Genomic DNA, 16,284 nt, shown 5'->3' on the forward strand with positions numbered 1-16,284 from the left:
ACGTTACGTTTTTCTGATTTAAAAACACTTTTTATAGTGTTTTTTTCATCACCTAATCAAACAGGATTAGATTTTGTTGTAGAGAAATTGATTTTAGCAGAGGTGACTTTTTGGATAATTGAGTGGTAATTTTTGCTTGCAGCTTTTTAGTTTATTGCAAATATTTTTCATTGCTTATTTTCGATGACAATTCAGCAAATGCTTAGAGCCGAATCCTAATAGGATTTCCTATTTTATTATTATGTAGGGGTAAAAAGGAAGAAAAAAATAAAACTAATTTAACAAATCAAAAAGTTTAGTGGAGTATTCTAAAATTTACCTTGTTCGGGATTTAAATCACGAAGAACTATTCTAGGAATTAAAAATAAATTTCTCTTAGTTATTTTCAAAGTCTAGAAAAAAGTAATTTATACTATTCTTGGGCTTTATTATGGTTTATAACAAGGCCATTTAAATACATTTCAATATTGGTGTAATTTGTCTGGAGGTGATACCATCTATCATCACGTCGATTAGGGTTGAGTCCATTTTCAATTTCCCAAGAATCCGGCATTCCATCATTATCTGAATCTTTAGGAGGAGAAAAAGTATTTAAATTTGGCCAACCGCCTACATCAGATTGACTATCAATGATCCCATTTTTAGTACCTTTAGATCCCAAATGGGTAAAAACCCCTTTTTTTGTTTCGTCAATAATTCTTGAATCAACTGCATCTCTTGATAAACTTGCACCTACCTGGTGCAAAACTTTTTCATAGGCTTCTAAAGCTGTGTCTGTTTTTTCATAAACATCCGCAGAAAAGGGGATTTGAGTTTTGATTGATTCCATGTATTTAATTGTTAATTCCGGATTTTCAAGGCGTACTCCATACCAATTGTCTTGATTCACTTTAGGATTCCCTTCTAGGAAATTTCCGTAAACATAAAACCTCCCATAGTTATAATTTCCCATTTTTGTAGGGTTAAGAAAGAAATTTCTGTGGTAATTATTGGTAGCAGGACCAGGTTTATAATAGTTATTTATAAAATTTATGGTGCCTTCCACTCCTCCATTTGCTGCACGATCCATCCAATTATAAACCACGTTATTTCTAAAATCAATGATACCTCTAAAATTATCTAAATGATCTTGGGTTTTGTAGAGGTCAGGGTGGTCGAACATGGGTGTTCTTTGACTAAAATGGGCAAAAAGATTATGGTGATAAGAAATATTTTTCCCACCAAATACTGCTCCGTAACCGTGAGGCCCCTTAGAATGGACACTATTGTGTAATCCTTCTGAAAACAAACACCATTGAAATGTTACATTTCTATTTCTAAAGTTGGTGGCAGTTTCATCCGTACCCCAAGACATGCTGCAATGGTCGAAAATTATATCAGTACAATCTCTAACAAAAATCGGATTGTCTTCGCGTCCGGTTAGGTCCCCAAGTCTAAATCGAATGTATCTTACAATAATATTTGTTTTATTGATCAGTGTCAACCGGTAATTTTTAAAAGTGATCCCATCGCCAGGCGCCGATTGTCCTGCAACTGTGGTGTTATTTTGAAGTGTTACATTGCTTTTTAGTTCAATGGTTCCTGATACTTCAAAAATAATTGTAGTAGGTTCTTTAAATGAAGCTGCCTCTCGGAAACTTCCTGGTCCGCTATCATTTAAATTGGTCACTTTCCTGATTTGGCCACCTCTTCCTCCTGTAGTATATTTTGCGAAACCATCTGCTCCAGGAAACGCGAGGGTTTGATTTTGCCCTGTAGATTGTTCAATTGTAACTGTAAAAATTAAAATTAATAGAAATGGTAAAATAAAAATTTTTAAATCCATAAATGAAAATATATGATTGATTTGAAAAGTTATTATTAAGCTATAATTTTTAAAACGAAAATTTAATATAGTGAGATTTACCTATATATGGGAATCTGAAATGACTTCTTTTATTCTCCATATTTCTTAATCAACTATTTTATTTAATCCTAGATGATTTTCAACAATGATTGAGTTTATACCAATTAATTAGAATTAGAAGGTGTTCAAGATTGTGAAACAATTAAACTCATGTTAACTCTTGGCTCATTCAAATGATCTATTAATAAATTCATTTAATCCAAATCAAGGTAAGTAAATTAAATATAGTTTCATAATGAAACCTTCTAAAATAGGTGAACATTTTTGATAAAAATAAATTCCCATACTTTTAATTAAAAAATAGAAATTTTTAAATTATATGAAATATATCTATTTAGAAGTCTGCTACCTCTTTTATTATTCAAAATTAAGATTAAAAATTTATAAGGTAATTTGTAAACTAAGTCGACCCAATAATTTTTCTTAGTTATTTGGTTTAAAATATTTGTAATTTCTTTATTGTTTTCAGGGTTTGAAGCGTATTTAATAAGATTTAGATAAACAAATTTATTTTTAAAGTTCTCAAATTTCTCATATTGAGAAGGTTCGATTTCATGTGAAAGGAGGTAATCGTCCCTTAGGATATGAGATAAAAGGCTAGCCTTAAGTGGGAAACTCGTTTTTGTTGCTCCGGTACTGTCGCCTCTTTCATAATAGACAGGAGAGGATTTACAATATGCCAAGTTTCCTCCTAAACAAATAGCTCTGAACCATACATCTAAGTCTTCTCCTCGCTTCAAGTGGGATTTAAATCCCGGATGATTTTCAAAAAATTTTTTTTTCATTATCACTGAAGAAGTAAAAAATAAAGTATTTCTAAAATCTTTTTGAAAATAATTATCGATTTTTTCAAAGTCTTTGGTAGAGACATTTACACCGGTTAATTCCTTTGTAAATGAAGATGCCCATATTAGTGTATTTGGGATTAATTCAATTCCTTTTTTCATTAATTTTAGGTAGTCTTCATGCCAGTAATCATCTGCATCAAGAAATGCTATATAAGGAAATTGTGCTTTAGAAATCCCTAAGTTTCTACTAGCAGATACTCCAGTGTTTTCTTTTTTTAAAAGCGTAATTCTTTTGGAATTTAGGCTTAATATTTTTTCATATCCATCATCAGTTGAGCCATCATCAATTACAATTATTTCCCAATCTTGAAATGACTGTTTTTGAACAGATTCAATAGTCCTTAATATATAATTTGATTTGTTGAAAAGAGGAATAATGACAGAAAACATATTTGTTGAAATTACTTTTTCAATAAACTATCATTCAAAAAGGAATAAGATTCTTTCCTTTTTTGATCAAGAATTTGATTGACTGAAGGCCAATCTATTTTTTTCTTCAATTTAGATTCTGTTAAGTCTTCTAAAGAACCGAGTAATCTATCATTTAAATTGAAGGCATTTAGCAATGATTCAAACCTTGCAGCCCCTCTATTTTTATTTATTATGGCAAAAAAGGGTTTGTTAAAAAGGATTGAAAACACAGTTCCATGAAACGAATCAGTTACTATGTGCTCCGATATGTAGAAATTCTCAATCCATTTTTCTACTGTTGCTTTTGTTCCCCATTCTAATGGAATTTGTTTATTTTTATCTATTGTTTCAAGTTCATATGGTTTAATATTGAAAGCGGCTGCTACAATATCAACAATCTTTGATTTTTCATCTGTTTTATCCAATATATAATTGAAAAGACCACCTTTAAATTCATTTGAATCTTTTTTTAAAAAAAATTTATAATCTTCTATATCCAATAGCATTGTTGGATCTAAAACCCATTTTGGTGTTACGCCAAGATGTTTTTCACATAATTGTATTGCCGATTCCTCTCTTACTGAAATTGCATTAAATTTTTTGATTAGGTTGGTACAAATTTTTTCTTTTTCAGTACTAAATTTCCAAATATCCCCCCCAAATGAAGGGGCATATGATATTCTCAAAGGATGGGTTGTTTCGACGAAAGAAAAAAAAGCAATTTCAATATGTTTGAAATACTTCGGATTCCATATTTGATCACTTCCAACTATATAAGCCTCAAAATTATAGCTTTTGATTTTTTTGGTTATTGTTTTTGGGTTGGAAAAAGTTTGGGTAATATATTTAAAATTTTGGTCAATAAAAGGTCTAGTAAAAGTTAAGTAGGATTGGTTCTTAATTTTATTAATTTTTTCTATCTCAATCGATTTTGGGTTTGGTTTAATTAAATTTTTTGCTTTTTCCTTCAGACTCTTCCAAGTCGATTTTTTATTGAAATTTGTGTCTATAAGCCATACTTCGTGTCCCATATTTTCAAGACGTGATTTTAAAGCATAAGCTTGAAGAATTCCCCCATAATTGGTGTGTAGGGGCAGAGTCAGTATTCCTATTTTCATTATTTTTTAATTGTATTAGCTCTGAGCATTGGGATTTATTTTCAAAAATGAATTTTTATGTGAGTTTAAAAAACAAGTCTAATTTATTTTTTCAACAAAAATTAAATGATGGACAAAATTATCAATTCGATTGAAAGTTAAAAATTTTAAATTGAATTATTAATTTGAATTTTTACTTTGGGACTTTTGTTATTTCGAATTTTTGTTTTGTTCAATGAAAAAAATGGACGACTATATTGGTCGCCCATTTTTTTAGCTTGATTATTTTTTGATGAATTTTATTTTTTTCATACCGATAAGACCGTTATCCAATATTAAGATATATACACCTGGCGACATAACTATTCCTTCCAAGTCAATCATAATTTGTCCATTTTCTGTCATTGAGGTGTTTTCAAAATATTGTCGCCCCATCAAATCATAAATGCTCATGTTTATTGAAGTTGATCCGTCGCTATTCCATTGGATATTTAATTTATCTATTACAGGATTAGGGAAAATTTTGACGTCATTAGTGCGCGATAAATCAATGTTTTCATTACCCAATTCAGTATTTAATTCATTGGTTTTATTTTCCTCTAAGATTTCTGAAGTCCTTGCAACAATATTATTTCCGGTATAAATGTTCAAAATTTCACTAGGAGTCAAGGCCCGGTCATATAATCTAATTTCGTCCAAAAGACCATTCCACCTATTTCCCGCACCAACGGATCCAATGGTTAAATTGCCATCGGTAGAAATTATTTTTGTGTTTTGATAGGTTTGTGAATTGTCTTGAGATCCATTGATATAGATGGTGGAATTTGTTCCGTTAAATGTTACAGCTACGTGTGTCCAGGTTTTCCCATCAGCAACATAATTCCCTTTCGATGTGAGCTTATAAGTTGTTCCTGCTGAGGCTCTGTTGATTCTGAATTCCAATTTTCCATCGGAGAAAATTCTGAATTCGTATCCATCACCGTTGAGTTTGGTCAAAATACCTTTATTTTCTATTGCATTAGGTCTTATCCATGCAGTTATTGTGATCTGATCAGTAATGTCGATTGAAGAATTATGAGATACAGAACCATAGGCTCCCAGATTGCTACTAAAAACCGCGGATTGTCCTATTTTTCCTGCTGTCCAATTTATTTCAGAAGGATTAAAAATTACTGCATTGTTACCCTTTCCAGAATTATCCACGAATGCACTTCCATTCCCCTCATCCATTTTCCAATGTCCCACGGGTTCTAGATTTGTCTGTGTAATTGAAAAATCTGAATTTTCATATAAAGAGGAAATTTCATTTTTTGTTAGGGCTTTGTTATAAAGACGTATGTCGTCAAGACCTCCATTCCATCTGTTTCCATTTCCAACCGCTCCGATCCTAAGGTCGGATGTATTTGATTTAATCCTTACCAAATTGAAATTTGCAAAATTGTCTTCCTCACCATTTATAAATAATGTAGAATTTGTTCCATTGAATGTTACTGCAACATGTGTCCAAGTTTTTCCATCAGCTACATATTTCTGATTTGACATAATTTTATAGGTTGTTCCTTCGGAGGACCTGTTGATTCTAAATTCTAGTTTTCCATCAGAGAAAATTCGGAATTCATATCCGTCACCACTAAGTTTTGTCAAAATACCTTTGTTCTCTATCGCATTAGGCCTTATCCATGCAGAAATTGTAAGTTCTTCTGTGAGGTCGATTGATGGATTGTGTGCAACAACACCAAATGCACCGGTTGTTGAATTAAAGAGCGCAGCTTGTCCTACCTTTCCAGAAGTCCAAGATATTCCTGAAGGAGTAGGTATAGAAGCATTGTTTCCCTTCCCTGAATGGTCAATAAAGGTATTTCCCAACCCTTCATCAAGCTTCCAATGGCCCACAAGATTTCCATTGATTGGTGATGAAATAGGAATAGTTTCAGTAGTAAAGGACCAAGTTTCTGATGAATTTGCATTTGTTCCATTTGCTACAGGAATTACTCTCCAGAAATATTTGGTTCCAGATTTTAAATTTTGCACCGAAAAATTAGTCCCTGAAATCCCCGATTGATTTACAACATAAGTAGAAAATGTATTTGATTCAGAAACCTGTACTATATAGGATCCAGCAGTGAAATAGGCTTGCCAAGAAAGCATTATTGACAATGATTGGTCGGTAATGTTATTTGAAGGGCTGACTAATATTAATTTATTTTCAGTGTTAGATTCAATACCGGTTTTAAAACTAAACACTTGAGAATAATTGCTAAAAATGGCTCCATTCCAACCTCTCACCCTCCAATAATAAGTAGTATTGTTGTTTAATTTTGAAACCAGTAAACTGGTTCCTTGAATATTTGTTTGGTTGACCACAAAACTACTAAAGCTCGCGTTGGTTGAGATTTGAATTCTATAAAATGCAGAATTAGGTTGGTTTTCCCATTTAAAAATGATGTTATTTGATGGGATTATACTCTTGTCAATTGGACTAGAAAGTTTTGGAGGCGCTATGGTTGATGAACTTGATGCTGACCGTACTTTTCGGACCTCCGAAGGTTCACCTATTCCTGCTTCATTGCTGGGAATTACTCTCCAATAATATTGGGTATTTCTAGTTAAATTCGAAACTGTGTATGATGTGGTTGTAATTCCTGAAATATTACTTATTAATGTGTTGAAACTTTCAGAAGTTGATACTTGAAGTCGATAGGATTTTGCAATTGGTTCTTCCCAAGTGAATTTTATGCTTGTTGAAAATATGTTTGCGTCATCTACAGGGCTTAAAAGCTTGATATTTGTGGGTGTAACGGTAAAAGATGAAGTATTTAGGGTAAATGTGCTGGAATAATAATCTGTGGATTTTCGATTATATGCCCTTACTCGCCAATAGTAGGTTTTGTTGGAATTCAGATTTTCAATGAAATATGATGAATTTGTTAAACCTTCTTCATTTATAATATAACTTGAAGTAATGGAAAAGTCACTAGTGGTGGATACCTGTAACCGGTAAAATTCTGCTGTTGGGTTAGGTTCCCATTCTAGGTTAATTCCTAGAGGATTAACTGTTGAATTGTGACCCGGTCTTTTCAAAATGGTAACCTCAGGTAATACATCAAAACTTACGGTAGTAAAAGATCCTATTTGGGAAAAGGAACCATTCCCGGAATCATTACTTGCCCTGACCCTCCAAAAATAGGTGGTATTTTCTTTCAAATTAGAAAGTTTATGTTTTGTTTCCGACAAATTGTTTTGGTCAACTACAAAAGAAGAGAAAGAGGAGGCCGTAGAAACCTGCAATCTGTATGATTTGGCATTGGGGACCTTTGACCAAGTGACTTCCGGTGAAATACCCACGCCTAATGCCTCATTCTTTGGAAGAAGTAAAATCGGTTTTTCAGGAACTTCATTTAAACTTCCTGTTTTGAATGTGCTTACTGAAGAATATGGTCCATTTCCTGAAGCATTCGAAGCCCTAACCCTCCAATAGTAAGTACTGTTTTCGTCTAATTTGGTATACACATGGCTAAGGCTTTTAATATTATCAACAGTAATGACATTGGAACTGAAATTTGATACTTTTGAAATTTGAATTCGAAAAGATGAAGCAGTGCTGTTTGGGTTCCAAGCAAAACTGATGTTAACAGGTGAGACTGTTGCGTTATTTGCAGGAAGGAGAGGTTCTACTGATGCAGGAACTCCTGGATTGGTTTGGTCGACAATGTTTTGAACCAAACTGTTGATATACATTTCTATGTCAGTATAATATGGGCTTAGATTGTATTCTCTGTCGTTGGTAATCAATGGATTCAAGTTGTTGGCTGTTTCCCAAGAATCTGGAATACCATCTTTGTCCGTGTCGATTGGGGCAGGATTACTTTTTAGCGTAGGCCATCCCCCAACGTCTTTTTGGCTGTCAATAATACCGGATTTACTACCATTTGACCCATTAAAAGTAAAAGTCTTATTTCTGGTCTCATTCACGATCCTAACATCCACAGCATCTCTCACCAGACTTGCACCTGCAAAATCCAAGGTTTTTTGATAGGCTGATTGGGCAGTGTGGCCATATTCATAAACGTCACTTGGTAAGGCAGAAAATAATTTTGTGCCCTGAAGGTATTGTTCAGTCAACTGGTCGTTTTCAAGGCGAACTCCTTTCCAATTGTCAGAATTGACAGTTGCATTGTTTTCAAGAATATTTCCTGACACAAAATATTTCCCGTATTTAGCTAAAGAGCTAATTGGGTAAAGAAAGTAATTTGTGTTTCCTGTTGCGGGACCGGGTTTAAAATAATTGTTTATCACATTAAAAGTGCCCTTTTCACCACCTTCCAAGGCTCTGAAATCCCAATTATAAATTACATTGTTTCTGAAATCCACCACCCCTCTATATTGGTTTGCTTCAGTTTCAGAAGCATATAAACTCAGATTATCAAATGCAGGACTTCTTTGTGTAAAGTGGGCCATTAAGTTATGGTGGTATGAAACATTTATACCACCCCAAATTGCACCATAACCATGTTCTCCTTTTGAATGAACACTGTTGTTGAGTCCTTCTGAAATTATACACCACTGTATTGTTAGGTTTTTATTTTTAAAGTTCGAGGCTGTTTCATCAGTTCCCCAAGACAAGGTACAATGGTCAATAATAATATTGTTGCAATCTCTTATAAATAAGGCGTTTTCTTCTCTGCCAGTTAAATCCCCTAACCTAAATCTTAAAAATCTAATTATAACATTTTCTTTATTTAGAATTGTTATGCGGTAATTTTTTAAGGTTATCCCATCACCAGGAGAAGTCTGACCTGCAATTGTTAAGTTTGAATCGTTTATGGTTAAATTGCTCTTTAAATCAATTGTTCCTGAAACATCAAAAACTACTATTCTAGGACCCTTTTGTTCCAAGGCTTCCCTTAAACTCCCTGGACCTGAATCATTTAAGTTGGTCACTTTGATGACCTGACCACCTCTTCCTCCTGTGGTATATCGACCGAAGCCTTCGGCACCCGGAAATGCCAAAACACTGGCTTTATTGGGATCATAATCTGAAACTGTCTCAAATATGGATTGGGCAAGAACAGGAGAGGGTAAATTGATTAAAAATGCTATGGAACAAACAAAAAAAAGTAAAATGAGGTTTTTACAGGAGGAATCCTTGAAATTGGCAAACATAAGTAGGGCTTATAAAGAGTTTGAAATAGCTTCTAGAAATAAATCTAGAGGGAAATTTTATTAGTAAATTCTTTGTACAAAAATTTTGCCAAGAAAATTAATCCTTTCGAAAAAAAACAAAAATTCGGTATAAAAATTTGCTCACACCAAATTTTAGACTGTGGCTAATTTTTTGGAGTCAATGAAAGTTTCTTTTGGATAGGTAGAATTGTCAATAATTTGTCAAAAGGAACTACCACTAAGAAATTACATCAAGCTTCCTAAAAAGTTTAAATTTAAACATTTGAATTGTGTATTGTAGCTTTCCCATAGGCGATTTTCAAACCATCTGGAACAAGGTATATCTAAAATAAATAGAAAGAAATGGATCATTATACAAATAATCGCATTCCCTTTTTCATTATTACTTTAGGTTTTTTTGGGGGAAAGTTTAGAAATTCGTAATCATCTACCGGTTTTAAAAAAAAATGATATAATGATTTTTTTATTCTATAAAATCCCCTTTTTAAAGCTTTTATTTCTTTAATCAAACAAAAAGATGGGACAGCTTCAAAAGCCTCCCATCTTTAATCTATTATTATGTCTAAAGATTGAATTAATGTAACATGCTAATATTTTCAAATGAAATTTATCCTATTCCTTTATTCACTTAAATATTTTAACATAGGGATTTCGATTTTACATTAATTATTTATTTGAAATTTGATAGTTTTCGAAGTCCCTTTTACATCCCCAAGGATAGGAGTTGCTTTAAGGGTATAATAACCTGAAATTAAGCCGGTACCGAAATAATAATTTCCATTCCCGTCATCGCCAAATAAACTATAAGGAGCAACGCCTTCGGTTTGGGTCCTTTTTACAGGTCCAGTGAGTTCCAACAACACTTTCCCTTTGAAACTCGACGATAAATTAGCAGTAATATTTAGTTTTTGTGTAGATGTAGTCATTGTGGTACCATCTTTTATTGTACCCAAAACAGCATCTCTACTAGCATCTACCAAATAAAAACTATTTACAGTTGGGATGGTCCCGGTATCCGCGGAGGGTGGTTGAATTGAAATAGATGCATCTGAAACATTCATATCGTCAAGTGTAGAGTTTTCATCTGAAATAATTAGATTATTAAAGTATAAAATTCTTTGGGACGTATCCGAAGTTCCACCGTTATTCCATTTCCACTTATAAATGCCTGCTTTAAATCTTGGTAAACTGCTCCCGCTTCTCATGTTGGTGCCTTTTATGGTGTGAAGCTTTTTACCGTTATACCAAATTTCAATTAAACCATCAGAATAAGGAGAGTGGATATAATGAAAAATAAATTCATTCCATTTGCCGCGTTCAACATTTGCAATTGGATAATTTATATAATTACTATTTGAATTTGAACTGATGTTTTGTTTGATAGATCTCAAATAAATTTTATCGTCGGCAACCTCGATTGCGTTGGGTGGACTGTTACTTCCTTGATGCCATTGCATAATAATCTCATTTACTCTATCCTTTGCGTATCCATTCAAAGGAAAAAAAATGGAAATAGCATACCACCTTTCTTTATTTCTCTGTTTTGGGAATAATATTTCAGCTCTTGCTGAGGTTGTGGTTGAAGTGCTAACTTTGTCATTGTTTCTTAATTCAAATCTTCCTACTTTATCCCTCGAATCCAAAGGGTTTGTGGTTACTTGACCTGAGTAACTACAGCAGAATTGTGGATAGACTAAAGAAAAAGGGTTGGATTCATCAAATGAGAGATAATGTAAGATGTTTGAAGAAATGGCCATATTCTCTCCACTTTCCCAACCTGAATTTTCTAGGGTATCAAATTCGTCACCAAAGGTCTCAGAACCCGGACTGGTCTCTTCTAAAAATTCATCTTTTTGAACTGAAACATCTTCCAATGATTGCAAATCACAAGAAGTAATAAAGGTAATCAGAAAATAAAAAAGGAATAATAAGTTAATTCTTAAACTAGGGCTTTTCATTTTTTTTTTATTGTGGTTTGAAATAATTTTTCTCAAAGAATTAGATTAATAGAAAAACCGCAAAATCAAATAGCTGATTCAATTGCAACCTTCACATTAATTAATACGTTTAAGTAGAATTTTAATTTTCAAACCACTTAGCAAATAAGCTGCCAAAAACAGATTTACTGAAGATTAATGGATTTGAGCTTAACTTTATAAAAACTGATAAAAAAAAGTTATATACATAAAATCAGGTAACTAATGTGTAATTTTAAATTTACCCTTTTTATGAAAAAGCATGATTTCTATTGGTGAATTTTGGACCAAACTTGGGAGCTTGTACATTTTTTTAGGTAACAAATACACTCCTGCTTAGTAAAGGTATATAATTTTTTTAAAAACTATTTAAAGGCAGTTTAATTGAAAGTTTCTTTTTCTTTATAATGTTTTGGACTCTACTCTCGGCAATTATTTTTCAAAAAATCTGTGGATATCTAAAAGTTATTCATTAATCAGTCTTCCTTTTTCTAAAAATGATTTATTATTAATATCATCATAACCAACGATTCCAACTGAAAAAAATAAAGATTTATATTTAGAATTCTCAACAAATTACAACCGAATAATTAACTTTCGTCCTTGGTCATAAATCTTTCGGTATTCAAAAATGAGGGAAAAGTTTCTCTTGGGTAATTGATTTTATAAATTGATTCCTGAGTACTTGAAAATGAAGCCAGCAAATCTCTTTATTGGTTTCATTTTATCAGGGATGGGAAGTTGGATTAGAAAATTGAATATTTAGAAAGAGATTAAACTCCTTCTGTATCAAATAATATGACTCGTGCGCATTTTTAGAAAAAAAGTTGTTTTTAGGTTTTGTTGGTTGTTACAGCAATTTGAAAAAAATAGAAATTGAAATTTTAAGATTTAATTCTCTCAGTTTAAATTAAACTTGAAAATTTCAATTATAAAAAATAAAGACGGTTACCCATTTCTAGGTGACCGTCTTTATTATGTATTAAAATGCTTCCTCATGCGTCTTCTTACCAAAAACTGTCAACCAGATAATTTTGATATCGAAGAGTAAAGTCCATTTTTTCAAATATTCCAAATCATGGGAAGTTCTTTGTTTCTTTTGTTCTTCTGTCTCCATGGGACCTCTCCATCCATTTACTTGTGCCCAGCCTGTAATTCCCGGCTTGTAATAATGCCTGACCATGTATTTATCTTCAGTTTCCTGCATCACTTGATTGAGGAATATCCTATGTGGACGGGGACCTACTACACTCATCTCACCCGTCAATACATTGATAAACTGAGGCAATTCATCCAAACTGTATTTTCTAAGAAATTTACCGATTTTGGTTATTCTTGGATCGTCCTTAACTGTCGATTGAGTCCCTCCAACTACACTGTCATTGGTTTTCATCGACCGGAATTTAAATACCTTGAACTGTTTCCCACCTTTTCCTATCCGAATAGGGGTATAGAATACCGGACCCGGAGAATCCATTTTTATCAATATACCGATAACCACAAATATTGGAGAAAGGAAAAGCAATACTGTGGATGCAAAAACAATATCAAAAATATTCTTTAAAAGGTTTGGAAACCAATTATCCAAGGGCAACTGTCTTATATTGACCAATTGTAGATCTCCAAATTGGTAAGTTTTAAAATTCTCACCAAATATTCCCTGATAATCGGGAACAAAACGAATTCTCGTCCCATGATAGTCAGCAATTTCCACAATTGATTTAATTTTATCCATTTCATTGTAAGGCAATGCAATGATGATCTCGTCAGCAAAATTAAATTTTAAATATTCCTTTAAGCTATCAAGGGTAGCGACAGTCCTTTCATGCTTGCTTTTTCCATTTACCTCAGGGTTGCAGTCAATAAAACCTTGAACTGCAAACCTCGCGTAAGAACTTGATTCTAAAAATCCTGCTACTTTATTTGCCAATTGACCAGAGCCCGCAATCAAAGTTGTACTCATTTTGGTTCGCCTTTCCTTGATTGGTGCCGCTAATCTGATTACTAAAGAATTTGTGATGATTCCTAAAGAAGGTATACCTGCCAAAATTGCAATCAGTAGATTCCTTACATCTTTTGGGAAAGAAAATACCAAATAAAGTATCCCTATGATTCCTGCAAGAATAAAGTAAGTTTTGAAGTACTTACTCATTCTTGATTTCACAAATGAACTGCCAGTCCATTCAACATATAATTTATTTGAATAACCTATGATTAGCCAAAGTGAGATCAATCCAAGCAAAAACACAATTTCCATTTTTTGGAAATTGAGGTCATTGATTCTGTAAAAATACAGTGAAATAAAGAATGCAATTGTCAAGCTGATTACGTCCCAGAAAACCAGAATCGGAACGTTTGATTTTTGATGATTTGTCATAGCCTTTAAAAATTTAATTGTAAGATAGATTATCGAGCGTTTTACCGTTTAAATAATTAACTGAAAGATGAAATGTCATTTTAGGCTTTTGAACGGTTGCAAATATACATAAAATTGTATTTCAATTCCGTTAATAAGCTTTTAAATAATCATGTCCACCAGGTTAATTTTTTCTGTTTGATGCACCAAATATAGGACCATAAAAATTAAATAAAAATAAAATGCATAAAAAATTATTTAAAAAGCAAAAAAAGGGATTTAAAAACTAAAATAAGACCAAATGATTTTTCTAAAAAAATGAAAAATAAATTCATATGCTTTTTAAAATTTCGAATTTTGGAGGTCAAAATTTATTTAAATTTAATTTTTCAACAATTATTTACATTTTTTTGATACGTTCTTTAGGCAATAAATACCAATAATGTGTTTTTTTTATTTTTTGCGGATAATTTATGGTTCGACAAAACCCTAAAGACTTTATTGTTCGGAAATTGCGTTACAATGAGTATGCCAAATCAAGAATTACATACTTTCCTGATTTCAAAAAATTTGATGTGGGATGTGGAAGGTTGTTTGCTATAAATGTTTTTAAACTTAAATTCAGTTTACACGATTTCAGAAAAATTGATAAAAAGTGTTCCTCAAATACTGTCTTCTAAACTTTGGAAAACTTGAACAGGAAAAAGTAATTTTCAGGGCATGTCACCTTTGAAAGGTTTGATATGGATCTTTTTTATTGATTAGGTAAGTAAGGGTATACTTTTGATATCGATCAGCAATTAACATTAAATAATTATTCCTAAAAGTCATTTTTAATTAATTTGCATACACCCAATTCAAAAGAGATGTAAGGCAAATTTTTATTTCCATATTTAGTGACAATTATCTAGGTACAGGAAAATTTGTAAATAGGAACTGCCAACTTCATAGACGATAATTTGCATTAATTAAACTACTTGGATTTGAAATTTTCAATTTCCTTCTTTATATACCTCATTTCCATTTTCTTTTTGGGTTATTGGATTCCAAGAGAAGAATTTTGGCTGACATTGTTTTTTTATATCGCCTGCTTTTTTTCTTATTTCATAATTTATTCAGTAATAAGTGAAAAAGGGTTTTCCATTAAATTTGGAATACTTTGGGCATCGGTATTAAGGATTACATTAATTTTAGCAATTCCGACACTTTCAGATGATTTTTACAGATATATTTTTGACGGACACTTACTGAAAATGGGCCTTAATCCATATTTGATGGCTCCATCTGAAATGCTGCCAATGTTGGAAAAAACTTCAGATTCCTACTTAAATCTTCTATTTGAAAACTTAAATTCTCCTAATTACTTTTCGATTTATCCTCCTTTACACCAAGCATTTTTTTACTTAGCATCTCTTGCAGGTGAATCTTTGTTGAAGAACATTATAATCCTTAGAATTTTCATAATTCTTTTTGATTTTTTGAATATTTACCTGCTTTACAAAATCTTGAACCTGTTAAATAAACCAATTTCAGGAATTTGGTTATATGCTTTTAACCCGCTTGTGATCATCGAGCTCACAGGGAATCTTCATTTCGAGGGTTTGGTTTTGACGGGTATTTTAGGCTTGGTTTATTTTTGGATCAAAAAAAGAAAAGGGTTTGCAGCCTTGGGTTGGTCCTTTGCCATAGGAATCAAATTAACACCCTTAATTCTTGGACCAATACTGTTACTTGGTTTGAAAAGAAATAAAGTATTTTCTTTTTTTCTATTTTCTTCAGTTTTTATTTCAACCTTTTTATTTCCTTTGATTTTCTCAAATGGATTTCAAAAATTTTGGCAAAGCTTTCGCCTTTTTCAAAGCACATTTGAATTCAATGCCTCTTTGTACTATTTGACAATTTGGATTTCAAGGTTTTTCATTGACTATAACCCCATTGCCTACGTCGGACCTATACTAAGTTTTGTGGCTTTCGTCTCCATCATTTTTTTTAGTTTACTATACAAGGCAAGGGATAATGAAAAATTATGTTTAGGGATCATTTATGTCTACCTTATTTATCTACTTTTCCAAAATGTTGTCCATCCGTGGTATATCATTCCGGCTTTTGGCATCAGTGTTTTGACAGCGAGTAGGATTTTTTTGGTTTGGACAGGGTTGGTTTTTTTATCCTATTATACTTATTCAAATGAGAATTTTGATGAAAGTGGTGTTTTACTGCTGGTAGAATATGGGATTTTATTTGTCTTTATATTCAAGGAAATTTATTTTAAACCTCTATCGCCTAAAAACAAACCGGGGATTGAATAATATTTCAATTGCTGGGATTTAGCGTTTTTGATGTTTCCTCCTGATAATTAATTGCATATCAGACCTTTATTTTTATGAAGGACGACAGGAAAAAATTCTGTTTTTACTTATCTCTTAAAAATTTTCCATTACCATTTAGTTTTTGAAAAATCCGATTGTATTTAAAAGATTTTATTTTGTTATTTGTTTGAATACAA

Annotated in this window: 7 protein-coding genes; 1 reads left to right on the top strand and 6 read right to left on the bottom strand. The window is 32.2% G+C overall.

Features of this window, described 5'->3' with window-relative positions; translation table 11 throughout:
- Positions 1–412 precede the first annotated feature (412 nt).
- From NK987_RS08090 to NK987_RS08115, 6 genes are all read right to left on the bottom strand, one after another.
- Complete coding sequence (locus NK987_RS08090; RefSeq protein ID WP_259263436.1) at positions 413–1,825, bottom strand: pectate lyase family protein; 1,413 nt, start codon at positions 1,823–1,825, stop codon at positions 413–415.
- Positions 1,826–2,199: 374 nt separating this feature from the next.
- The gene (locus NK987_RS08095) at positions 2,200–3,144 is read right to left on the bottom strand and encodes a glycosyltransferase family 2 protein (protein WP_259263437.1); all 945 of its coding nucleotides are present in this window, start codon (positions 3,142–3,144) and stop codon (positions 2,200–2,202) included.
- Between the two features lie 11 nt (positions 3,145–3,155).
- The gene (locus NK987_RS08100) at positions 3,156–4,283 is read right to left on the bottom strand and encodes a polysaccharide pyruvyl transferase family protein (protein ID WP_259263438.1); all 1,128 of its coding nucleotides are present in this window, start codon (positions 4,281–4,283) and stop codon (positions 3,156–3,158) included.
- Positions 4,284–4,544: 261 nt separating this feature from the next.
- Complete coding sequence (locus NK987_RS08105) at positions 4,545–9,425, bottom strand: LamG-like jellyroll fold domain-containing protein (RefSeq protein WP_259263439.1); 4,881 nt, start codon at positions 9,423–9,425, stop codon at positions 4,545–4,547.
- A gap of 683 nt (positions 9,426–10,108) precedes the next feature.
- Entirely contained in the window at positions 10,109–11,404 is a 1,296-nt protein-coding gene (locus NK987_RS08110) for a polysaccharide lyase family 20 protein (protein ID WP_259263440.1), read from the bottom strand.
- 1,000 nt (positions 11,405–12,404) lie between these two features.
- Positions 12,405–13,799 carry an exopolysaccharide biosynthesis polyprenyl glycosylphosphotransferase gene (locus tag NK987_RS08115; protein WP_259263441.1) on the bottom strand — a complete coding sequence of 465 codons (1,395 nt, stop codon included), beginning with the start codon at positions 13,797–13,799 and terminating at the stop codon, positions 12,405–12,407.
- Between the two features lie 1,049 nt (positions 13,800–14,848).
- On the opposite strand from NK987_RS08115, the gene NK987_RS08120 reads away from it, so the two are divergent.
- On the top strand, positions 14,849–16,087 hold the full coding sequence (locus tag NK987_RS08120) for an MptA/MptB family glycosyltransferase (protein ID WP_476727003.1): 1,239 nt from the start codon (positions 14,849–14,851) through the stop codon (positions 16,085–16,087).
- Positions 16,088–16,284 lie beyond the last annotated feature (197 nt).

It is taken from the genome of Aquiflexum gelatinilyticum (assembly GCF_024813435.1).
In the GTDB taxonomy this organism is placed as follows: Bacteria; Bacteroidota; Bacteroidia; order Cytophagales; family Cyclobacteriaceae; genus Cognataquiflexum; species Cognataquiflexum gelatinilyticum.